The organism is Kribbella italica (assembly GCF_014205135.1).
GTDB lineage: Bacteria > Actinomycetota > Actinomycetes > Propionibacteriales > Kribbellaceae > Kribbella > Kribbella italica.
The window spans coordinates 1988380-2009005 of sequence record NZ_JACHMY010000001.1; the positions used below are offsets into that span (position 1 = coordinate 1988380).

A 20626-nucleotide genomic window follows, 5' to 3' on the forward strand; every position below is an offset into this window, starting at 1 on the left:
ACCGGCCGGGCTACTCTTGCTGCAGGACGGAGACCCCGTCGCGTTGGAGACGTGATTGTGACTTTCTCGCACGACACCGAGCACGCGCTCGGCACGCTGGTCCGGCTGGTCAACACGCTGCCCGGGCCGAACAGCCAGGTCGACACGATGGACTCGCTCGAGGAGCTGGAGAAGTTCGTCCAGGAGCGGGAGTTCAGCGCGGTCGGGACGCTCACCGCGACGGACCTGCAGGAGGTCCGGGATCTGCGGCCGTTGTTCTCGCCGGTGTTCACGACCGGTTCGGACGCGGAGGCGGCGGCGATGATCAACGCGATCGTCGCGCGCGGTACGACGACGCCGCGGTTGACCAACCACGACGGTCACCCGTGGCACATCCACTACTCGCGCGACGGCGCCTCGCTGACCTGCCGGATCACGGTCGAGTGCGGCATCGCGCTGGCCCAGGTGATCTCGGCCGGCGAACGCGAACGTTTGCGTCGCTGTGAGGCACCGGACTGCGACGACGCGTTGATCGACCTGTCGCGGAACCGGTCGAAGCGGTACTGCGACGCGCGCACCTGTGGCAACCGCCTGCACGTCGCGGCGTACCGCGAACGCCGCAAGGCCTCGGGGGAGTAGCAAGCCCTCGGACGACGTACGCCGCGCCGGTGCTCGCATCGGCGCGGCTTGTCGTTGTGCCCGAGGCCGGTTGCAGAGCAAGCAGCGTAGTCGCGGGCAACCCGTGGCAGGCTGCCCGCGGACCTGGTTACGGGTCGATGTCTTCGGCGGAGCGTTCGGCGAAGATCTTGGCGACCGCGGCGGTGACCTCGCCGGGGGTGGTGAGGTCGCGGGCGTCGGCGCGGTGGACGGCCTGGACGTCGCGGGTGGTGGAGGTGAGGAAGATTTCGTCGGCCTCGGCGAGCTTCGCGAGCGGTACGTCGCGTTCGACGGCGCCGAACCAGGCGATCACCAGACCGCGGGTGACACCGGCCAGCGCGCCGGACTCAAGGGTCGGGGTGACCAGCTCGCCGTCGTACACGCAGAAGATGTTCGAGCCTGTGCCTTCGCACAGGTTGCCGACGGTGTTGGCGAAGATCGCCTCGCTCGCGCCGCGCTCCTTGGCGTAGGCCAGGGCGCGGACGTTCTCGGCGTACGACGTGGTCTTCAGGCCGGCGACCGCGCTGCGCTCGTTGCGGACCCACGGGACCGTCACGATCGCGGACGCCGGGGCCGGCGCCTTGATCGCCTGCGATGCGACGACCAGCGTCGGGCCGGTCGTGCCGCGCTCCGAGGACAGCGGCGAGACGCCGCCGGTGTACGTGATGCGCAGCCGGCCGAACGCGATGTCCGGATCGGCCTTCACGACCGTCGCGATCGCGTCCTCGACCTGTACGACGTCCGGCGCCGGCAGACCGAGCCCGGTCGCCGAGCGGACCAGCCGCTCCAGATGCTTGGTCACCGCGAACGGCTGCCCGTCGACGATCTTCAGTGTTTCGAAGACACCGTCACCCGTGGTCAGCCCGTGATCCAGTACTGACAGACCCGCCGACGACGGGTCGGGCAGAACGGCCCCGTTGAGCCACACGATCATTGCCTGCTCCTTCCAACGGCCCACACAGTAGCTGCCGGTCCGGGGATTCGTCTTACACCGTTGGGATTTCCTCTCCGCAGGCGTGATCAGGGGGTGAACGCAGGGTGACGAAGGGGCACCCCGATTTTTGTTCTCCCGCCTGGATGGGCTAATGTTCTTCTCGCGCCGGGGGAACGAAAACCGGTCGCGATGCGGACGTAGCTCAGTTGGTAGAGCGCAACCTTGCCAAGGTTGAGGTCGCCGGTTCGAACCCGGTCGTCCGCTCGGAGAGGGTATCCGGCAGGCCGCTTTCTCACCTGGTGGAGTGGCCGAGAGGCGAGGCAACGGCCTGCAAAGCCGTGTACACGGGTTCGAATCCCGTCTCCACCTCTGAACGACCCCCGCGGTACAACTCAACACCTGGACGATTGGCGCAGCGGTAGCGCGCTTCCCTGACACGGAAGAGGTCACTGGTTCGATCCCAGTATCGTCCACGAAGTCGATAGGCGACCCATGTCCGCGGAGAGCGCGGAGCGGGTCGCCTTCGTCGTGTTGTGCGGCTGCGCTTCGCTTGCCGCGTTGCGGGGGCTTCGCCACCCGCACCCCCTTGCGCCTTCGCTTCGCTCGGCTGTTGGGGCTGGGGTTGGTTTGTGGTGCGGCGTTTTGGCACATCACCTTCGCTACAGCGGGCCGCTCCGGGCCTTCGCTTCGCTCGGCTGCTGTGGCTGAGGCCGCCTTCGCTTCGCTCGGCTGCTGGGGCTGAGGTCGCTTGCCGGCTTTCGCCTTCGCTTCGCTCGGGCGTTGTTTTCTCTCTCCTCGAATCGGGCTTCTTGGGTGGTGGGTTGGCTTAGGGGCGTCACTCTGTGGGGAGGATGGGTTTCGCTTGGTGATCAGTGAGGGTCATCGGGGCGGCTACTGACTTCTGGGGGCGTGGTGCCGGGCGCTGTTGACGGGTTCGAGGGGTTCGAGGCGCTGGTTGAGCTGGTGCGGTTGCGGTACCGGCGGTTGCGGAAGCGGTTGGGGCGGGAGGACACGCCGCCGATCCTGGCGTGTGTGCAGCCGAGTTTGCATGAGCAGCCGGGGTTGCTGGCGGGGATCGCGGAGCAGCTGCGGCCGGGGGACCGGCGGCTGAAGCCGGTGCCTTGCGCGTACGTCGACCTGACGTCGAACCGGCGGACACGGTCGGGGCCTGATCATGATCTGGCGCCGATCGACGTCGACGACGTGCTCGAGTTGAGCGAGGTCCTGACGAAGATGACCGGGAAGCTGGGGTCGGGCAACGGGGGCAACTACCTGTTCCGGCGGACCAACCTGGTGAAGTGGTTGATGAAGATCTCCGTGCCGGAGCCGGACGGTGGGCCGCCGGCGATCAGCGGGAAGATGTTTCGGCGGGCGCTGGCGACCGCGGGGGAGGACGGGGCGACGGCGGCTCGGTACGCGCTGGACAGTTTGCCGCGGGTGCTGGCGGCCGGCGTACTGCTGGTGGTGACCGGGTTCCTGCGGGTGCTGCACAGTGGGCGGGTGCCGGGGCCGGGCAAGGGGTATCGGTGGTTCCGGAACCAGGACTTCCTGCCGCGGGGTGATGACAGCTTCGCGGAGCTGGCGTACCGGATCACCGCCGATCAGTGGCAGAAGCAGGATCCGGCGCAGATCGCCCGCCTGCTGGTGGGAGCGTTCCTGGGCGACCTGCGGCAGGCCTACCCGCGCCGCGGGTTCTTCCGGCGGTACCGGACGACGTTCCCGATCGTCCTGCTGGACGGGATCACCCGGGCCAACGGCGGATACGCGCTGATCCGGGCCGTCGCCGACGTGCGGAACGAGACACGCACCTTCGACCCGTTGTTGCTGATGACAACCAGCCGGCTGGTGCCGCCGTTGGCGTTGCCGCCGGCCGAGGACTCGTCGCTGGAGAGCAAGACCCCGGCGGAGCTGGTCCAGGGCTGGCATCAGCGCAACGAGGCGCTGAGCCGACGCCGGGAGATCGTTGCCTGGATCATCCCGATCACGGTGCACACGCGGGCGGCGGGTGAACCGCCGGCGCCTGCGGCGGGGTACCTGAGCCGGCCGTCGACGCCTTGGCGTCGGACGCGGGTTGCCCGTGGAGTGTCGGTGCTGGTGACCCTGGCGGTGATCGGCGGCGGCTACACGGCGTACGGGATGGTGGACGACGAGCGCCGTTGCGGTGACGGGTTCCAGTGGCGGGACGGGACGAGCTGGATCGGGTCGGACCCGATCGCCGACTCGGTGGCACGGATCGACGGGACCTGCGTCGGGGTGTCCGACGGGTCGAACAGTCTGCTCCTGCCGAGCACGCAGTTCGACGACGTCCGCGGGCTGATCTTCGCCCAGAACGAGCAGGTACGGCGGTTGCACGCGGAGACCGATCGCCCGTTGATGACGCTCGTGTTCGTGGCGGCGGTCGCCGACCAGGTCGGCACGGACAAGGCGCTGGCCGCGCAGCGCGAGCAACTGGCGGGGATGGCCGTCGTCCAGGCTCGTCAGCTGGACCGGAACCGCGGCGGGGAGCCGTTGCTGCGGGTGTGATCGCCAACGCGGGGCCGCAGCTGCAGCACACGCCGTTCGTGGTCGACCGGCTGCGGGTGCTGATGAAGGACGACCCGAGCATCGTCGCGGCGACCGGGCTGCACGAGAGCCGCGAGTCGACCCAGACGATGGTGAAGGAACTAGCCGCGGCCGGGATCCCGTCCATCGCGGCGACGCTGACGGCCGACACGATGGTCGACACGTCGCGGCTGTACTTCCAGATCTCGCCGCAGAACCGCCGTGAAGCCGCGGTTGCCGCGGCGTACCTGAACCAGCTGATGACCAAGGGCCAGGACGCGTTCGGGCACCGGCTGACGCGCCGGGCGCGCCTGTACAAGTCGACCGACCCGAAGGACACCTACAGCCAGAACCTGGCCGCCGACCTCCAGGAGAGCCTCGCGCGGCACGGTGTGGCGGTGACAACGACCTCGATCCGGCCCGACGGCCAGGGAGCGGACGGGCTGGACGCCGAGCGGGCCGGCCGGGACGCGTGCGACGCCCAGGGCGAGGCCGTCCTGTACGCCGCGCGCGGCCTCGTCGACTTCCAGGCGTTCCTGGACGGCATCACCGATCGATGCCCGAAGCAACCGCCGTACATCCTGGCCGGCGACGACGTCACCAAGCACGTCGCGGAGCGTACGGTCAGCGCCGCGAACCGGGCGGTCCCGTACCAGTACCTGTCGCTGGCGATCGCGCCGGAGCTCGGCGGTGCCGGGTCGCCGGCGGCGGCGAACTTCTACCAGCGCCTGACGGAGCTGTTCAACTACGAAGGAGATCCGGAACGTTCGCGGACGCTCGACGGTCACGCCGCGCTCAGCTACGACGCCGGGTACAGCGCGGTCCTGGCCGTGCGGTTCCTCGCCGAGAACAACATCGCGATCAGCAGTGCCACGCTGTGGCCGGCGCTGCTGTCGATCACCGACGACGCGGGCCAGCAGCGGCGCTACGAGGGTGTGACCGGCACGATCGACTTCGGCGGCCGGATCGACCAGCGGGTGCCGGTGAACAAGCCGGTCTACATCGTGACGTTCGAGAAAGGCCGCGCGACCGCCAAGGACAACCTGGTCTGTGGTGGTCCCGCCGACCGGGAGAGCACCTTGACCAAGCCGTGGTGCCCGATCGATCAGTAGTAGCGGCGGAGGTCCGGCCAGAGGGCTGACCAGGGTTTCGTCGGGCCGGCGCAGAGCAGGACGTGGGCGCCTTGTTCCTCGTTGTCGACGTCCTGACCGTTGTCCACGCGGGCGGCGTCGGTGCAGGTGCCGAAGTGGGCCTCGTACTGCGGGGAGCGTTCCTGGGTGACCAGGACGACCGGGCCGTCGTGGTCGTCGGTCGGCGGCGTCCAGTCGGCGTAGCTCATGTGGCCCGAGTACGCCGGCGGCAGGCCGTCGTTGTACTTGGCCAGGGCGCCGGCTTCGCCGTAGTTCCCAGCGAACAGTACGGCGCGATCGCGCTCTCCCACCGGGATCTGCTCCCAGACGGTTCTGGCGGTGGCGGCGAGCTCGGGCCAGCCGACCTGTTCGCCTTGTTCGGCGTTGACGGGCAGGACGAGGTTGACGGCTGAGGCGGGCAGGACCGGGAGGGTGAAAGCGGCCGAGGTGATGGCGGTGAGGACGGCAGCCGTGGCGAAGACGGCACGGCGTACCGGTTGGCGGCCTCGGTGCAGCCAGTCGAGGGTGGGTTGGGTGCCTGCGGCAACCAGCACCAGGAGCAGCGGCAGCGCGTAGTACGACTTGCCGCCGGTGGCCAGGACGATGACGCAGAGGACCGGGTAGGAGAGCGCGACCGGGCGCGACCAGCGCAGCGCGGGTGTGCGCCACAGACGCAAGAAGCCGGCGATCCAGACCGGGACCAGGAACGGCGAGAGCTGGGCGATCTGGAGCGGGACGAACATGATGCGGTTCTCGGTGCCGTCGTCCTCGCTGATGCCCCCGGCAACGGTCAGTTGCGGCCAGTCGTTGGTCGCCTGCCAGATCAGGTTCGGTGCGGCGATCAGCGCCGCGACCGCGATGCCGGCGGGGAAGTACCAGGTCTTGAGGATGCTGCGGGGACCGGTGATCAGTACGGCGATCAGCAGGGCCGCGAGGGGGAGCACGACCAGGTACTTGTTCTCCACGGCGATGCCGGTGGTGAGGCCGAGGGCGATCCACCAGCGGCCGTCGTTCGTCCGGAGCAGGCGGAGCGCGAAGAGCGCGATCACCATCCACGCCAGCAGGTCGAAGGTGGCGGTGGAGACCATGTGGCCGGTGCCGAGGACGAAGCCGGCGAGCGCCGTACAGGCGGCGGCGAGGATCTGGGCGTTGCGTTCACCGGCGAGCTCGCGGGCGATCAGCGCGACGACGACCACGGTCAGCGCGGCGCTGAGAGTCGCGACGACGCGCAGTCCCATCGGGGTGTCACCGAAGACCGCCATCGAGAGCTTGGCCAGCAGCGGGGTGAGCGGCGGCTGGTCGGTGTAGCCCCAGGCGAGGTGGTCGGCCGCGACGCGGAAGTACAGCTCGTCGCGGTGGTAGCCGTACCGGCCGGACAGCGCGGTGAGCACGGCGGCGACCGCGACGGCGACGAGGGTGACGGGGACGGTGGCGAAGGCAGGGACCGACGGGCGCGTCATGGCGGAATGCTGTCAGTCACCCGGGTCCACAGCCAGGGGTCGGCCACCGCGCACCGACCGATACCGGGTTGGTATGTCTCGCCATACGCGAGGGCACTTGTCTGGAGTGGTGGCGGGTGATTTGGTATGTCAACCTGCCGACAGGAGGTTCGGATGACGCTGCTCTACGAGCGGATCAGCACGTACGTGCTGGAGGAGATCCGCAGCGGGGCACTCGGGCCGGGGGACCGGGTCGCGTCCGAGACGGAGCTGGCGGCGCAGTTCGAGGTCAGCCGGATCACCTCGAAGCGCGCGCTGGAGGTGTTGCGCGAGGCGGGACTGATCGAGCGCGTCCGCGGCAAGGGGTCGTTCGTCGTCCAGGACCTGCCCGATCTGAACGGCGTCACGACGCCGCTCCGCGGCCGGATCGCCGGCGGTCCTGCTCCCTCCCGCCGCAGGCCGGGGACGATCGGGCTGGTCGTCCCGGACGTCTCGGAGGCGTACGGGCTCGAGCTGCTGCGCGCGATCGAGGAGCGCTGCGCCGACCACGGCGTCCACCTGCTGGTACGCCGGACGCGCGGCCGGCAGCCGGACGAGGAGAAGGCGGTCGACACGTTCGTCGCCTCGGGCGAGGTCGACGGGATGATCGTGTTCCCGGTGCACGGCGACTTCTACAACGCGAGCCTGCTGCGGCAGGTCCTCGACGGGTACCCGATCGTCTTGGTCGACCGCCACCTGTCCGGGATCCCGGTCTCGGCCGTTCACACCGACAACGTCGCGGCCGCCCGCGCGCTGACCGAGCGGCTGCTCGAGCTCGGCCACCGCCACATCGCCTTCGTGTCCCCGCCGCCGCAGAACACGTCGAGCATCGAGGAACGCCTGAAGGGGTTCCACACCGCCTTCGCCAAGCGCGAGCGCGAGCGGGGGCCCGACCGGCGCCAGGCGCACCAGCTCACCACGCTGCGCGCGACCCTGCCCGGGTCGTTCACCCCGGACAGCGTGCGCTCCGACGTCGCCACGATCCGCGCGTTCCGCGCCGAGGCGCCGCAGGTCACGGCGTACGTCGCCTGCGAGTACAACCTCGCCCGGATGCTCGACCGCGCCTTCACGACGCCTGCCGGCTCGCCGGCCCCGGAACAGATGCCAGGCTCGCGCCGCCCGGTGATCGCCTGCTTCGACTCGCCCGGCGACCCGATCTCCGGTGCGCCGTACCTGCACGTGCGGCAGGACCAGGAGGAAATGGGCCGTCAGGCCGTCGACCTCCTGCTGGCCCGGCTGCGCGGCGAGTCCGTGCCGAACCTGTCCCTCGTGCCGTTCCAGATCGTCGATGCCGACGACAACTGACTTCTGGCAGTACTGCGGTGGCTTCGGGAGTGTGTAGCGTCGGAGGGTGACGTGGCAGCGGGCTGGTGACCTCGGGCTGTGGGCGGGCCTGTCGTTCCTGGTGGTCGCAGAGAGCGGTTCCCGCAACGATCCCTACTGGCTGATGGGCGGCTGCGTCGCGCTGCTGGCAGCCGCCGTGCTGCTGCGGCGCACGCAGCCGCTGATCGCGCTCGCCCTGGTGATCGTGCCCGAAGCCGTGATCGTCGGCATCACGATGAACACGACGTCCGGTACGCCGATCGCGTTCGTCCCGGCGATCTCGACGCTCGCGTACCTGGCCGGGCGGCGGGAGACGCAGCTCAGGTACTTCGTCGCGCTGGTGAGCGGGTCCCTGATGCTGCTGCTCGCGCTGCGGCTGATCCTGTTCCGCGACGTGGCGGTGGCCGACTCCGTGCTGAGCTGGCTGGCGAACGTGCTGCTCGCGCTCGTGCTGTGCGTGATGCCCTGGCTGATCGGCCGGTATCGCGCCCAGCAGGCGCTGCTCGCAACCGCCGGGTGGGAGCGCGCCGAGCGGATCGAGCGTGAGCAGCGGCTGGAGATCGACCAGGTCCGGCTCAGGGAGCGCTCTCGCATCGCCGAGGACATGCACGACTCGGTCGGCCACGAGCTCAGCCTGATCGCGCTCCGCGCGGCCGCGCTCGAGGTGGACGCCGAGCTGCCCGAGCGGCACCGCCGGGCCGCGACCGAGCTGCGGGAGGCCGCCGCCACGGCGACCGAGCGGCTCGGCGAGATCATCGGCGTACTGCGCGACGCGGGCGCGCAGGCGCCCGTCGTACCGAGTGACGAGTCGGTGGCGGAGCTGGTTGACCGCGCGGCGGCGTCCGGTCTGGCGGTGCGGTTGGTGCAGGAGGGGGCGGCCGAGCCGTCGCCGATGGTGGACCGCGCGATCCACCGGGTGGTCCAGGAGTCGTTGACCAACGCCAGCAAGCACGCGCCCGGCGCCGAGGTCGTCGTCACGCTGACCCGCGCGGAGGACGAGGTCGTCGTGAAGATCGCCGACACGGGTCCCACGCGGGCCGTGACGGAGGTCCCGTCGAGCGGCACCGGTCTTGCGGGCCTGGCTGAACGCATTCGCCTGGTCGGCGGCAACCTGACCGCAGGGCAGTCGCCGAGTAGCGCCGGGTTCGAGGTGCTGGCGCGGGTGCCGCGCAGTGGTGGGCGGCCGGAGCCGGTGACCGATGTCCGGTCGGCCACGGCCGACGAGCGGGACGTCGTACGGCGGCGCGCGCGGCGCGGCTTGATCACCGCGCTGCTGGTCCCCGCGGGACTGGCGGCCGGGATCGGGGCGATTGCCTTGGGCTACTACTTGGTGGCCGGATACAACTCGGTGCTGCCGCCGGCGCAGTACGACGCGTTGCGGATCGGGCAGAATTTCGCCGAGGTCGAGGCGGTGCTGCCGCGGATGCAGATGATCGACCCGCCGTCCGAGCGCGTCGTCGAGCCCGAAGGCTGGACCTGCCGGTTCTACCGGCCCGACGGGCCGTTCTCGATCAACTACGCGTACCGGCTGTGCTTCGACAACGACCGGCTGGTCGCCAAGGACATGGTGCAGACGGGGTCGGTGCAGCCGACGCCGGAGGGCACCACCCCGGGACCGCAACGAGAAGGGACACGATGATCCGCGTCTTGCTGGCCGACGACGAGGCGATGGTGCGCGCGGGCGTCCGGGCGATTCTTGCCTCCGACGACGAGATCGACGTCGTGGCCGAGGCCGGTGACGGCGCCGAGGCGGTCGCGCTGGTGCGGAAGCACCGGCCGGACGTCGCCGTCCTGGACATCCGGATGCCGCGGATGGACGGGCTGGCGGCCGGGGCCGAGATCCGCCGGACGGTGCCGGAGACGGCGGTGGTGATTCTGACGACGTTCTCCGAGGACGCCTACATCGCCAAGGCGCTGGGCGACGGCGCGAGCGGGTTCCTGCTGAAGTCGGGCGATCCGCGGGAGCTGATCGCCGGGCTGAAAGCTGTCGCGGAAGGAGCGGCGTACCTGTCGCCGAAGGTCGCCCAGCGGGTGATCGCCGAGCTCGGTGCCGGTGCCGGTGGGGGCCGGATGGCGCGGGCGGCGGAGGCGAAGGAGCAGGTCGACGTACTGAGTCCGCGGGAGCGTGAGGTGCTCGCGCTGGTCGGCGCGGGGCTGTCGAACGCGGAGATCGCCGCCCGGCTCTTCCTGGTCGAGGGGACGGTCAAGGCGTACGTCAGCGCCGTTCTGACCCGGCTGGACGTGAAGAACCGGGTGCAGGCGGCGATCATCGCGTACGAAGCCGGTCTCGTCGGCTGAGCTGCCCTGGCCGACAGACCTGCCTTGCCGACAGAGCAGCCTTGGCCGGAAGGGGCCGCCGACGCTCCGGCGGGTGACACCCGGTAGACACTTCGTCATGGGATAGTGGGACCTCCCGGCGGGACGGTTGCCGGGGAGGACCAGCAAAGCCGGGGCGGCGGCACGCCTCGTCGAGAGAATCAGGGGATCCAGGTCGTGACCGACTCGCACAACTCCGGACAGCACAAGGACCGGGAAGCGGCGGCGGCCGAGGTCCGGAGGATGTGGCAGCCCACCCCGTCCTGGAGCCAGCCGGACCCCGGCGCCCAGGCCGAGCCCGAAGAGACCGAGCCGGCCGACGAGAGCCAGGACGCGCTCGCCCAGGAGTTCCCCGGCGACTCGTGGTCCAAGCCGAGCCAGCCGGGCCAAGCCACGCCGTACGGCGGTCAGCCGGACCCAGGCCCTGCCAGTACGCCGGGCGCGCACAGCGCCGGCCCCAGCAGCACCAGCCCGAGCAGCAGCACCGGCAGCTCCAGTACGCCGGGCGCCCACAGCTCCGGCGCAGCCGAGCCCGAGGCGAACCCCTGGGGCACCAGCAAGACGAGCACCGGCGAGGCCAGTTCCTGGAGCATCGCGAACCCCGGCTCGGCGACCGGTGCTCCCACCGGCGCGCCGGCAGCGGCCACACCTCCCGCCGCTGACCCCTGGACGCAGCCGGCCGAGCAGCCTGCCCAACAGCCCAGTCAGCAGGCCCCGAAGCTGTCGCAGACCGCCCAGCAGTTCTTCCCGCAGGGCGTCCCGAACCAGCACCCCCCGCAGCCCGAGCGCGAGGTGTCGTACCGCGCCGAAGAGCTGATGCAGGCCCTGCCGCTGCCGCGGGAGGCTCCGGCCGAGCGTGGAGTCCGCAGCGTGCTGCGGCTGCGTCCGGGCAGCTCGGAGCGCGTCGAGCGGATCGCCCGCGCGACCGCGGCGACGGCGTTCCGCCGTCCGGTCACGATCACGATCGCCAACCCCAAGGGCGGTTCGGGCAAGACGCCGACCACCCTGCTGCTGGCCGGTGCGCTCGGTCAGGCCCGTGGCGGCGGTGTAGTGGCCTGGGACAACAACGAGCTGCGCGGCAACATGCACCTGCGCACCCACGACACCAACGCCCGCTCCACGGTCACCGACCTGCTGCAGGCGATGCCGATGCTGACCCAGCCGGACGCCCGGCTCGGTGACGTCGCGGCGTACCTGCGGCACCAGGTGGCCGGCCAGTACGACGTGCTGACGTCCGCGACCACGACGTACTCGCAGATCGAGGCCAAGGACTTCGACCAGATCCACCGGCTGCTGAGCCGCTTCTACAAGGTGCTGGTGATCGACACCGGCAACAACGAGGGCTCGAGCAACTGGCGCGAGGCGATGCGGGCGTCCGACGCGCTCGTCATCCCGATCAAGTGGAAGAGCCTGTCCTGCGCGGCCGCCGTACAGATGCTGGAGGAGCTCGACAACCAGGGTCCCGAGGCGCAGCGGCTGATCCGGCGTGCGGTCATCGCCGTCAGCAACGGTCCCGGCGACGTGAACAAGGAGGTCGAGAAGCAGTTGCGCCCGTACTTCGAGTCGCGCGCCGCCGCTGTCGTCGACATCCCGACCGACCCGCACATCGCCGCCGAGGGCGCACTGGACCACTCGGCCCTGCAGCCGGCCACCCGGCGCGCCGGGCTGGAGCTTGCCGCCAAGGTCGCCGAGCAGATCACCATCGCGCTGAACGTCCCGCGCTGATCCAGCACTGAGCCCCCGACCGGTGTGAACTGGTCGGGGGCTTTGCTGTGCTCAGGCGTCGCGCTGCTGGAGGACCCGGAGTCCCAGAGCCAGTCCGCCGACAGCCCAGACCACCAGGACAGCGAGACTCGCTCCTGGTGACAGGGGATCGCCCGACCCGTCCAGGAAGCCGTTGCCGGCACCACCGGGGAGGAGGGCGGCCAGCCACTGCAGCGCCCGGATGCTGCTCTGGCCGAGCATCATCGGTACGACCAGCAGGAGCAGGAACGCCGCGGTCAGAGTGCCTGCCGTATTCCTGACCAGGAACGCGATGCCCGCGGTGAACAGTCCGGCCAGCGTGGCGTACACACCGATCTGCAGCAGGTCCATGACCAGCGCGGACGCGGTCCAGTCGGCCCAGCGACCAGCAGCGAGTCCTGCGCCGATGGCGGCGACCAGGCCGAGCAGTGCGCCGTACAGGAAGAGCACGGGGGCCAGGACGAGCGCCTTGCCCAGGACGACGTTGCGGCGTACCGGTGTCCACTGCAGGGTGCTGCGGATGCTGCCCGTCGCGTACTCCGACGTCACCGGGACCATTGCGAAGGCCGCGATGACCACCTGCACGATCATCAGCGCGCCGATGGCCATGCCACCGACCTCGGACGGCTCGACGAGCTGACCCGGTGCCGGGTTGTCGCGCTCGTACGCCGCGCTGAAGCCGAGCTGGAGTCCCAGCAGGCCGGTCAGCAGGACGGCGCCGACGACGTTGAGCCAGGTGGAGCGGACCGACCAGAGCTTGGTCCACTCCGAGCTCACCGCGCCGCGCAGACCGCCGGCTGTCGAGGTGTGGTGGACGGTGATGGTTGCCGTACTCATCGTTCTCCTACGGTGGTGAGCTCGACCTCGACCTCAGGTTCAGGGGTCTCAGATTCAGAGGTATGGCGCTTACGGCGCAGGTGCCGGACGACCTCGACCAGCAGGGTCACCGCGAGGGCCAGGCCGATGCCGAGTAGCACGCCCTTCAGGGGGTTGTCCTCGAAGGCCTTGCCGCCGATGTAGCCGACCAGGGAGCAGTAGATGCCCCAGCTGATCGCGGCCAGTCCGGCGAAGAAGGTGAACTTGCGGGCCGGGTAGCGGACGGCGCCCATGGTCAGCGTGACGGCGGTTCGGCCGCCGGGGACGTAGCGGGCGACGACCAGGACCAGTCCGCCACGTTCGGCCAGGGCGGTACGTGCCCACTGGGTCATGGCGTGCCGCTTGGTGCCTGGCTTGGTCCTCTCGATCAGCCGGCCTCCGGCGCCCCGGCCGAGGAAGTACGAGACGTGGTCGCCGAGGAACGCACCCACTGCGGCGACCGCGATCACGCCGTACAGGTTGGGCTCGCCGGTCGCCGCGAACACTCCGGCCGTGACGACCAGGGTCTCGCTGGGGATCGCCGGGAAGAACCCGTCGAGTGCCGCGAAGCCGAACAGGGCCAGGTAGATCCACCAGGAGGACATCAGCTCCTCGGTGAGGTGCAGGATCGCGTCGGTCATCACGCCACCTCGGCAGCGACGCCGTACTGAACGCTGTCGGCGGTCAGCTCCATGTAGGCCTCTTCCAGCGACGCCTGCTTGGTGGACAGCTCGTGCACCCGTACGCCGAGCTCGTAGGCCAGGTCGCCGACCCGCTCGACCAGCAGGCCGCTCACGATGAGCTGGTCGGTCCTGGACTCGACCTGCTCGGCCTCAGCGGTCAGCCGGTCCCGCAGTACGGCGCGTGCGGCCGCGTCGGGGACCCGGACGTGCACGGTGGTCCGCGACGACCCGGCGATCACCTCGGCGATCGGCGCGTCGGCGATGAGCTTGCCGCGACCGATCACCACGAGCTGGTCGGCGGTCAGCTGCATCTCGCTCATCAGGTGGCTGGACACGAACACGGTCCGGCCCTCCGCCGACAGCGAGCGCATCAGCTGGCGGACCCAGCGCACGCCGTCCGGGTCGAGGCCGTTGACCGGCTCGTCGAACATCAGGATCTCCGGGTCGCCGAGCAGGGCGCCGGCGATACCGAGGCGCTGGCCCATCCCGAGCGAGAACTGCCCGGCGTGCTTGCCGCCGACCTCGTCGACCCCGACGATCCGCAGCACCTCGTCGACCCGGCTGGCCGGTACGCCGTTGCTGCGGGCCATCGCGACCAGGTGGTTGCGGGCCGACCGGCGGGGGTGCAGGGCTTTGGCGTCGAGCAGCGCGCCCACCTTGGCGAGCGGGATCGGCCAGTCGGCGTACGGGCGGCCGTCGACCAGCGCCTGGCCGGCGGTGGGGCGGTCGAGGCCGAGGATCATCCGCATCGTGGTGGACTTGCCGGCGCCGTTCGGGCCGAGGAAGCCCGTCACCCGGCCCGGCGAGATGGTCAGGTCGAGCGCGTCGACGGCGGTCGTTCCGCCGTAGCGCTTGGTGAGTCCTGCGAGGGTGATCACGGATGCCCTTCCGGTTCCTGGAGTGTGGTTCAAACCTAGAAATCTCCGCGGGCGGGCACATCGGACCAACGGCTGGAGGGACCCCCGACTTTCGTCAGGTCCGGGCTACTACCGGGGGATCCCGGCAGGGCCTGTGGATGGCGTGTGAGGTGCGGGGAGCGAAGTCGATACCATCACTGCGTGACCGGCATCCCGGCCGATCGCGCAGACCCGAGGAGAGCAACGTGCCGGAAGTCAAGGTCCATCTGATCGGCGTCGAGGGCGAGGCTGAGCGGAGCGTGACCGAGACGACGACGATCGGGGAGCTGTTCGCCGAGCTGTTCGGCCAGGACCGCTCCGCCATCGCCGCTCGGGTCAACGGTGAGCTGCGGGACCTGTCCCGGGTCGTCGCCGACGGTGACGAGATCGAGCCGGTCAGGGCCGGGTCGGACGACGGGCGCGCGATCATCCGGCACTCGACCGCGCACGTGCTGGCGCAGGCGGTGCAGGAGCTGTTCCCGGCGGCGAAGCTGGGCATCGGGCCGCCGGTGGAGAACGGCTTCTACTACGACTTCGACGTCCCGACTCCGTTCACCCCCGAGGACCTGGGGGCGCTGGAGAAGAAGATGCAGCAGATCATCAAGGAGCGGCAGCGGTTCGCCCGCCGGGTGGTCTCCGACGACGACGCGCGCACCGAGCTGGCCGCGGAGCCGTACAAGCTCGAGCTGATCGGGATCAAGGGCTCCGCGGCCGACGCCGCCGAGGGTGCCTCGGTCGAGGTCGGAGGCGGCGAGCTGACCATCTACGACAACGTCCGGCGCGACGACAGCGTCGCCTGGAAGGACTTGTGCCGCGGGCCGCACGTGCCGGCGACCGGGTACCTGGGCAACTTCAAGCTGATGCGGACGGCGGCGGCGTACTGGCGGGGGAGCGAGAAGAACCCGCAGCTGCAGCGCATCTACGGCACGGCGTGGGAGTCGCGCGACGAGCTGAAGGCGTACCTGCACCGCCTGGAGGAGGCCGCCAAGCGCGACCACCGCAAGCTCGGGACCGAGCTGGACCTGTTCAGCTTCCCCGACGAAATCGGCTCCGGGCTGGCCGTGTTCCACCCCAAGGGCGGCGTGCTGCGCAAGGTGATGGAGGACTACTCCCGCCAGCGGCACGTCGAGGACGGCTACGAGTTCGTCTACTCGCCGCACATCACCAAGGCGCAGCTGTTCGAGACCTCAGGCCACCTGGACTGGTACTCCGACGGCATGTACCCGCCGATGCACCTGGACGAGGAGCGCGGGCCGGACGGCGAGATCCGCAAGCAGGGCCAGGACTACTACCTCAAGCCGATGAACTGCCCGATGCACAACCTGATCTTCGACGCCCGCGGCCGGTCGTACCGCGAGCTCCCGATGCGGCTGTTCGAGTTCGGCACGGTGTACCGGCTGGAGAAGTCCGGCGTGATCCACGGGATGACGCGGGCCCGCGGCTTCACGCAGGACGACGCGCACATCTACTGCACCCGCGAGCAGATGCGCGACGAGCTGAAGAACCTGCTCACCTTCGTGCTCGGGCTGCTGGCCGACTACGGCCTGGACGACTTCTACCTCGAGCTGTCGACGAAGAACCCGGAGAAGTTCGTCGGGTCCGACGAGGTCTGGGAAGAGGCGACCGAGACGCTGCGGGAGGTCGCCGAGTCGTCCGGCCTCGAGCTGGTGCCGGACCCGGGCGGCGCGGCGTTCTACGGGCCGAAGATCTCGGTCCAGGCGCGCGACGCGATCGGCCGGACCTGGCAGATGTCGACGATCCAGCTGGACTTCAACCTGCCGGAGCGCTTCGAGCTGGAGTACACGGCCCCCGACGGATCCCGGCAGCGGCCGGTGATGATCCACCGGGCGCTGTTCGGTTCGATCGAGCGGTTCGTCGCCGTCCTGACCGAGCACTACGCCGGGGTCTTCCCGCCGTGGCTGGCGCCGGTCCAGGTGATCGGCATCCCGATCACCGACGGGCACGTCGACTACCTGTTCGAGGTCGCGCAGCAGCTCAAGGCGCAGGGGATCCGGATCGAGGTCGACGCTTCCGACGACCGGATGCAGAAGAAGATCCGCAACGCCCAGAAGGCCAAGGTGCCGTTCATGCTGATCGCCGGCGACGAGGACATGGCCGCGCGCTCGGTCTCGTTCCGCTACCGCGACGGCTCCCAGAAGAACGGCATCCCGATCGCCGACGCGATCACCGAGATCGTCGAGTCGGTCCAGAAGCGCATCCAGGTATGACGGACCAGCCGCCCGGTTCGCCGTACGAGCCCGAGGACGTGGTGCAGCAGGACGGAGTCGGCGACGCCGACCCGTTCCTGCGGCTGTGGACGCCGCACCGGATGGCGTACATCGCGGGGGAGAACAAGCCGACGAGCGACGCCGCCGGGTCTTGCCCGTTCTGCCGGATCCCGGCGCTGCCGGATGCGGACGGGCTGATCGTGCAGCGGGCCGAGGCGGCGTACGCCGTACTGAATCTGTATCCGTACAACCCAGGGCACCTGATGGTCGTCCCGTACCGGCACGTCGCGGACTACACCGAGCTGACCCCTGCGGAGGTCGCCGACGTTGCTCGCCTCACGCAGGAGGCGATGGTCGCGGTCCGCGAGGTGTCGGCGGCGCACGGCTTCAACATCGGCATGAACCAGGGCGAGATCGCCGGCGCCGGCATCGCCGCCCACCTGCATCAGCACGTGGTCCCACGCTGGGGCGGCGACACGAACTTCATGCCGGTGATCGGCCAGACCAAGGTGCTGCCGCAGCTCCTGGCCGACACCCGGTCGCTGCTCGCGAAGAACTGGCCGACGGGCTAGACCCGCGCGCCTCCGGAACGACTCAGCGGAGGAAGAGCGGGAGGAGTGGCTCGACGATGTCGAGCAGGGACTCGAGCGGGATTTCGCGGGGCGGGTCGGTGAGGGCGCTGACGCGGACGACTCGTCGGCCTTTGCGGAAGACGAGTTCGCCCTGGTCGGGCAGGTAGTAGCCGGGGCGGCCGATCGGGGCCGGGCGGGGTGGGGGAGTCTGGCGCGCTTCCGGGATCGAGTCGGCGTGCAGGGACTCGACGATCGCGACCGTGGCCTCGGTGGTTCCCCAGATGCAGGTCAGCGCGCCGTTCATCCGGTAGTCGCGGCGGAGCTGGACCAGGACGCCGATGAACCGTTCGGCCATCGCGTTGGACACCTGGCACGCGGAATCGGACTGGCGGGCCGGGCGGATCACCCGCGGTACGGCGTTGCGGACGGACACGGCGACCCGGAGGAGCTCGCCGTCGAGCAGTCCGGAGGTCGTCGTGACGCGGACGATCCGCTGGGCGGCCTCGAAGACGATGCCGGTGCCGCTCGTCCGGGCGCCGGGACCGAGATCGCGGGCCGCGCCGCCGAGTTTCTCGGCCGGCTCGTACATGCCGAGCGTGTTCGCGACACGTTCGAGAGTGCCGGGAGGCGCCGCGAGTGAGCTGACGCCGATGACCGCGGGCTGACCGCCGACGACGAGCGTGCACAGGTCGAACGCGGGCAGGCCGCCGTCGTTCCAGCCGAACGGCTTGGCGATCCACTGGCTGCTCGGCCGCTTGACGAGATTGTCGGGGCCGGTCACCGCCGTACAGGCGTGGTTGCCGGGTTGGCCGACGGTGCCGTCGACGCCTTCGGGCTGGGGTGGGGCGATCACGGTCGGGATCGGGGCGACCGGCCGGGGTGGTTCGAGCGGCTTCTCGTTCGCCCGGTGCGCGACCGAGCACCCGGCGAGCAGCACCACGGACACGATCAGGCTGAGTACCGGTCGGGCTGTGGGCATGGAGGCCTCCGCAGCCGGGGACGAGGCCGGCTGAGCCCATGGTGCGCCTCCGCGGTGGGGGTTCGCCAGTGCTGCCGGAGCGGCTGAATCCGGTCCCGGGGTGTTCCTGTCACCCGATGGTGTTCGGGCTGGACTACGATCGCGTCGCCATGCTTAACAGATTCCGGCAGTTCTGGACCAAGGTGATCTCGCCGATCGCCAACCTTCTGCTGCGGCTCGGGGTGAGCCCGGACGCGGTCACCCTGGTCGGCACCATCGGCGTGTGCGCGGGCGCGCTGGTGTTCTTCCCGCGCGGCCACATCTGGCTGGGCGCCGTGGTGATCACGCTGTTCGTGTTCTCCGACCTGATCGACGGCTACATGGCCCGCACGTCGGGCACGTCGTCGAAGTGGGGCTCCTACCTGGACTCCACCCTCGACCGGCTCGGCGACGGCGCCATCTTCGGTGGGCTGGTCCTGTTCTACGCCAACTCCGAGGCCGGCGACTCGACACTGATGGCGGCCGTGACGCTGTGGGCGCTGGTGATGGGCGCGACGACGTCGTACGCGCGGGCCAAGGCCGAAAGCCTCGGCCTGCACGCCAGCGGCGGCCTCGCCGAGCGCTCCGACCGACTGGTCGCGGTCCTCGTCGTCGGCTTCTTCTCCGACGCCCTGAACCTGCCGATCCTGCTGAAGATCATCCTGTGGGCACTGGCCATCGCCAGCACGATCACCGTCGTCCAACGCACCCTCTCAGTCCGCAAACAGGTCCTCGCCGACCCAGCCAACGCGGGCCTGGGTACGCCGAACACGGCGGCCGCCGGTACGCCGGGGGCCGCAGGCGCCGGTACGCCGGGTGCCGGGCCTGCCGGAGCCGGCACGCCGGGTGCCACGGCCGCCGGTACGCCGGGCGCCGGGCCCGCGGGAGCCGGTACGCCGGGTGCCACGGCCGCCGGTACGCCGGGCGCCGGGCCCGCGGGAGCCGGTACGCCGGGTGCCAGGGCTGCGGGTGCCGGTACGCCGGGCGCGGCCGCTGCTGGGTCGGAGAACCCGACGGGCTCAGGCACGGGCGCCTCGGCCGGTGGGCCAGGAGCGAGCAGTCCCGGCGAGGGCACTCCGGGAGCAAGCGCGCCGGAGGCTGGCGCGGGTGGCCACTCCCCGGCGGGCGGAACGGGCAACCCCGCGGGCGGCATGGGCAGCCCCGCGGGTGGAGGCAGCAGCCCTGCAGGCGGCATTGGCGGCTCCGCGGGCGGTCCGACGGGTGGAGGCGGCAGCCCGGCGGGCGGCACGGGCGGTCCGGAGGGTGGAGCGGGTGCTCCCGGTGGGGCGGCTCCTGGGGCTGGGCCGGAGCGGCCTGAGCAGCCCGGTTCTTCGTCGAGTCGGTGAGTCGTGGACGGGGTGCGCCAGCGGGCGGTTGACCTGGCTTTCGCGTTGGCTTGGGCTCTGGTTCGGCGCCTGCCGGAGTCGGTGGTGACGTGGGTGTTCACGCGGGTCGCCGACTTCGTCGTACGGCGGGACGGCGGCGGCGTACGACGCCTGCGCGGCAACCTGGCGGTCGTCCGGCCCGATGCGTCAGCTGACGAGCTCGACGGTCTCGTCAGCGCCGGGATGCGGTCGTACCTGCGCTACTGGCAGGAGGCGTTCCGGCTGCCTGAGTGGTCCGACGAGCGGATCGTCGGTCGGGTTCGCACGGTCAACGAGGAACGTCTCCGCGACGCGCACGCTGCCGGCAAGGGCGTCATCTGCGCGCTCCCGCATCTCGCGAACTACGACCACGCCGGCGCCTGGGCGGGCCGGACCGGTATGCCGGTGTCGACCGTCGCCGAGCGGTTGAAGCCGGAGTCGCTGTTCGACCGGTTCGTCGCGTACCGGGCGAAGCTCGGCATGGAGGTGCTTCCGCTGACCGGCAGCGACGAGCACGTGTTCGGCGTACTGGCCGAGCGTCTTCGCGCGGGTGGGTTCGTCTGCCTGGTCGCCGATCGGGATCTGTCGGAGCGCGGCGTGCCCGTCGAGTTCTTCGGCCGCAAGTCCCGGATGCCCGCGGGGCCTGCCGCGCTGAGCGTCCGGACCGGCGCACCGCTGATCCCCGCGACGCTCCACTACGACGGCCCCGACCTCGTGATCACCTTCCACCCGCCGATCCCGCGCGACGGCGGTCCAGCCGCGATGACCCAGCGCTGCGCCGACGCGTTCGCCGAGGGCATCGCCGCACACCCGCAGGACTGGCACATGCTGCAACGCATCTTCGTGGACTGACCGGACCCGCACGATGCTCACGCTCCCCGCCGACGTCCGTCCCGCCACCGCCTGTCCCGCCAAGGTCCGTCCCGCCGA

At 70.6% G+C, this 20626-nt stretch carries 17 protein-coding genes and 3 tRNA genes; 14 read left to right on the forward strand and 6 right to left on the reverse strand.

Going from position 1 to position 20626, the window contains the following annotated elements; all coding sequences use genetic code 11:
* Window positions 1-51: 51 nt before the first annotated feature.
* Window positions 52-618 (forward strand): CGNR zinc finger domain-containing protein, encoded by a 567-nt coding sequence (locus tag HDA39_RS09315; RefSeq protein WP_337925687.1) that lies wholly within the window; start codon window positions 52-54, stop codon window positions 616-618.
* Between the two features lie 127 nt (window positions 619-745).
* On the opposite strand, the gene HDA39_RS09320 is transcribed toward HDA39_RS09315, so the two are convergent.
* A complete protein-coding gene (locus HDA39_RS09320; protein ID WP_184794823.1) occupies window positions 746-1570 on the reverse strand; it encodes an aminotransferase class IV in 825 nt (274 codons plus the stop codon).
* A gap of 191 nt (window positions 1571-1761) precedes the next feature.
* Here HDA39_RS09320 and HDA39_RS09325 point away from each other — a divergent pair.
* The 5 genes from HDA39_RS09325 (at window position 1762) to HDA39_RS09345 (ending at window position 5223) form a co-directional block, all read left to right on the forward strand.
* A tRNA-Gly gene (locus HDA39_RS09325) sits at window positions 1762-1834 on the forward strand.
* A gap of 34 nt (window positions 1835-1868) precedes the next feature.
* Window positions 1869-1939: transfer RNA gene (locus tag HDA39_RS09330), tRNA-Cys, on the forward strand.
* A gap of 32 nt (window positions 1940-1971) precedes the next feature.
* A tRNA-Val gene (locus HDA39_RS09335) sits at window positions 1972-2043 on the forward strand.
* A 439-nt stretch (window positions 2044-2482) separates the two neighbouring features.
* Complete coding sequence (locus tag HDA39_RS09340; RefSeq protein ID WP_184794824.1) at window positions 2483-4093, forward strand: hypothetical protein; 1611 nt, start codon at window positions 2483-2485, stop codon at window positions 4091-4093.
* A complete protein-coding gene (locus HDA39_RS09345) occupies window positions 4090-5223 on the forward strand; it encodes an ABC transporter substrate-binding protein (RefSeq protein ID WP_184794825.1) in 1134 nt (377 codons plus the stop codon). Before HDA39_RS09340 ends, HDA39_RS09345 begins: the two co-directional genes overlap by 4 nt.
* On the opposite strand, the gene HDA39_RS09350 is transcribed toward HDA39_RS09345, so the two are convergent.
* Window positions 5217-6701: an ArnT family glycosyltransferase gene (locus tag HDA39_RS09350; protein ID WP_184794826.1), complete on the reverse strand. Its 1485-nt coding sequence runs from the start codon at window positions 6699-6701 to the stop codon at window positions 5217-5219. The two genes, HDA39_RS09345 and HDA39_RS09350, sit on opposite strands and share 7 nt — an antisense overlap.
* Window positions 6702-6854: 153 nt before the next feature.
* Between HDA39_RS09350 and HDA39_RS09355 the strand changes: the two genes are divergently transcribed.
* The 4 genes from HDA39_RS09355 (at window position 6855) to HDA39_RS43650 (ending at window position 12083) form a co-directional block, all read left to right on the forward strand.
* Window positions 6855-8024 carry a substrate-binding domain-containing protein gene (locus HDA39_RS09355; protein ID WP_184794827.1) on the forward strand — a complete coding sequence of 390 codons (1170 nt, stop codon included), beginning with the start codon at window positions 6855-6857 and terminating at the stop codon, window positions 8022-8024.
* A 46-nt stretch (window positions 8025-8070) separates the two neighbouring features.
* On the forward strand, window positions 8071-9681 hold the full coding sequence (locus HDA39_RS09360; protein WP_184794828.1) for a histidine kinase: 1611 nt from the start codon (window positions 8071-8073) through the stop codon (window positions 9679-9681).
* Window positions 9678-10340: a response regulator gene (locus HDA39_RS09365; protein ID WP_184794829.1), complete on the forward strand. Its 663-nt coding sequence runs from the start codon at window positions 9678-9680 to the stop codon at window positions 10338-10340. The genes HDA39_RS09360 and HDA39_RS09365 overlap by 4 nt, the downstream gene beginning before the upstream one ends.
* A 195-nt stretch (window positions 10341-10535) precedes the next feature.
* Window positions 10536-12083, forward strand: a complete 1548-nt coding sequence (locus tag HDA39_RS43650) for an AAA family ATPase (protein ID WP_184794830.1) — start codon at window positions 10536-10538, stop codon at window positions 12081-12083.
* 51 nt (window positions 12084-12134) lie between these two features.
* Here the strand turns inward: HDA39_RS43650 and HDA39_RS09375 are convergent, their stop codons facing one another.
* From HDA39_RS09375 to HDA39_RS09385, 3 genes are read right to left on the reverse strand one after another with little or no spacing between them, the layout of a single operon-like run.
* A complete protein-coding gene (locus HDA39_RS09375) occupies window positions 12135-12938 on the reverse strand; it encodes an ABC transporter permease (RefSeq protein ID WP_184794831.1) in 804 nt (267 codons plus the stop codon).
* Entirely contained in the window at window positions 12935-13597 is a 663-nt protein-coding gene (locus HDA39_RS09380; protein ID WP_184794832.1) for a DedA family protein, read from the reverse strand. Before HDA39_RS09380 ends, HDA39_RS09375 begins: the two co-directional genes overlap by 4 nt.
* Window positions 13597-14517, reverse strand: coding sequence for an ATP-binding cassette domain-containing protein (locus HDA39_RS09385; RefSeq protein ID WP_184794833.1), 921 nt, complete (start codon window positions 14515-14517; stop codon window positions 13597-13599). The genes HDA39_RS09380 and HDA39_RS09385 overlap by 1 nt, the downstream gene beginning before the upstream one ends.
* A 224-nt stretch (window positions 14518-14741) precedes the next feature.
* Between HDA39_RS09385 and thrS the strand changes: the two genes are divergently transcribed.
* The gene (thrS, locus tag HDA39_RS09390; protein ID WP_184794834.1) at window positions 14742-16763 is read left to right on the forward strand and encodes a threonine--tRNA ligase; all 2022 of its coding nucleotides are present in this window, start codon (window positions 14742-14744) and stop codon (window positions 16761-16763) included.
* Complete coding sequence (locus tag HDA39_RS09395) at window positions 16760-17335, forward strand: HIT family protein (RefSeq protein WP_184794835.1); 576 nt, start codon at window positions 16760-16762, stop codon at window positions 17333-17335. The genes thrS and HDA39_RS09395 overlap by 4 nt, the downstream gene beginning before the upstream one ends.
* Before the next feature lie 22 nt (window positions 17336-17357).
* Here the strand turns inward: HDA39_RS09395 and HDA39_RS09400 are convergent, their stop codons facing one another.
* Entirely contained in the window at window positions 17358-18314 is a 957-nt protein-coding gene (locus HDA39_RS09400) for a hypothetical protein (RefSeq protein WP_184794836.1), read from the reverse strand.
* Between the two features lie 149 nt (window positions 18315-18463).
* Between HDA39_RS09400 and pgsA the strand changes: the two genes are divergently transcribed.
* Both pgsA and HDA39_RS09410 read left to right on the forward strand, forming a co-directional pair.
* On the forward strand, window positions 18464-19678 hold the full coding sequence (gene pgsA / locus HDA39_RS43655) for a phosphatidylinositol phosphate synthase (RefSeq protein WP_337925688.1): 1215 nt from the start codon (window positions 18464-18466) through the stop codon (window positions 19676-19678).
* 12 nt (window positions 19679-19690) lie between these two features.
* Window positions 19691-20548, forward strand: coding sequence for a phosphatidylinositol mannoside acyltransferase (locus HDA39_RS09410; RefSeq protein WP_337926123.1), 858 nt, complete (start codon window positions 19691-19693; stop codon window positions 20546-20548).
* Window positions 20549-20626: the final 78 nt, after the last annotated feature.

Excerpts from the sequence above, each read along its gene's own strand:
- HDA39_RS09320 (WP_184794823.1), bottom strand. The coding sequence starts at position 1,570 with ATGATCGTGTGGCTCAACGGGGCCGTTCTGCCCGACCCGTCGTCGGCG.
- HDA39_RS09350 (WP_184794826.1), bottom strand. The coding sequence starts at position 6,701 with ATGACGCGCCCGTCGGTCCCTGCCTTCGCCACCGTCCCCGTCACCCTC.
- HDA39_RS09355 (WP_184794827.1), top strand. The coding sequence starts at position 6,855 with ATGACGCTGCTCTACGAGCGGATCAGCACGTACGTGCTGGAGGAGATC.
- HDA39_RS09365 (WP_184794829.1), top strand. The coding sequence starts at position 9,678 with ATGATCCGCGTCTTGCTGGCCGACGACGAGGCGATGGTGCGCGCGGGC.
- HDA39_RS09375 (WP_184794831.1), bottom strand. The coding sequence starts at position 12,938 with ATGAGTACGGCAACCATCACCGTCCACCACACCTCGACAGCCGGCGGT.
- HDA39_RS09380 (WP_184794832.1), bottom strand. The coding sequence starts at position 13,597 with ATGACCGACGCGATCCTGCACCTCACCGAGGAGCTGATGTCCTCCTGG.
- HDA39_RS09395 (WP_184794835.1), top strand. The coding sequence starts at position 16,760 with ATGACGGACCAGCCGCCCGGTTCGCCGTACGAGCCCGAGGACGTGGTG.
- HDA39_RS09400 (WP_184794836.1), bottom strand. The coding sequence starts at position 18,314 with ATGCCCACAGCCCGACCGGTACTCAGCCTGATCGTGTCCGTGGTGCTG.
- pgsA (WP_337925688.1), top strand. The coding sequence starts at position 18,464 with ATGCTTAACAGATTCCGGCAGTTCTGGACCAAGGTGATCTCGCCGATC.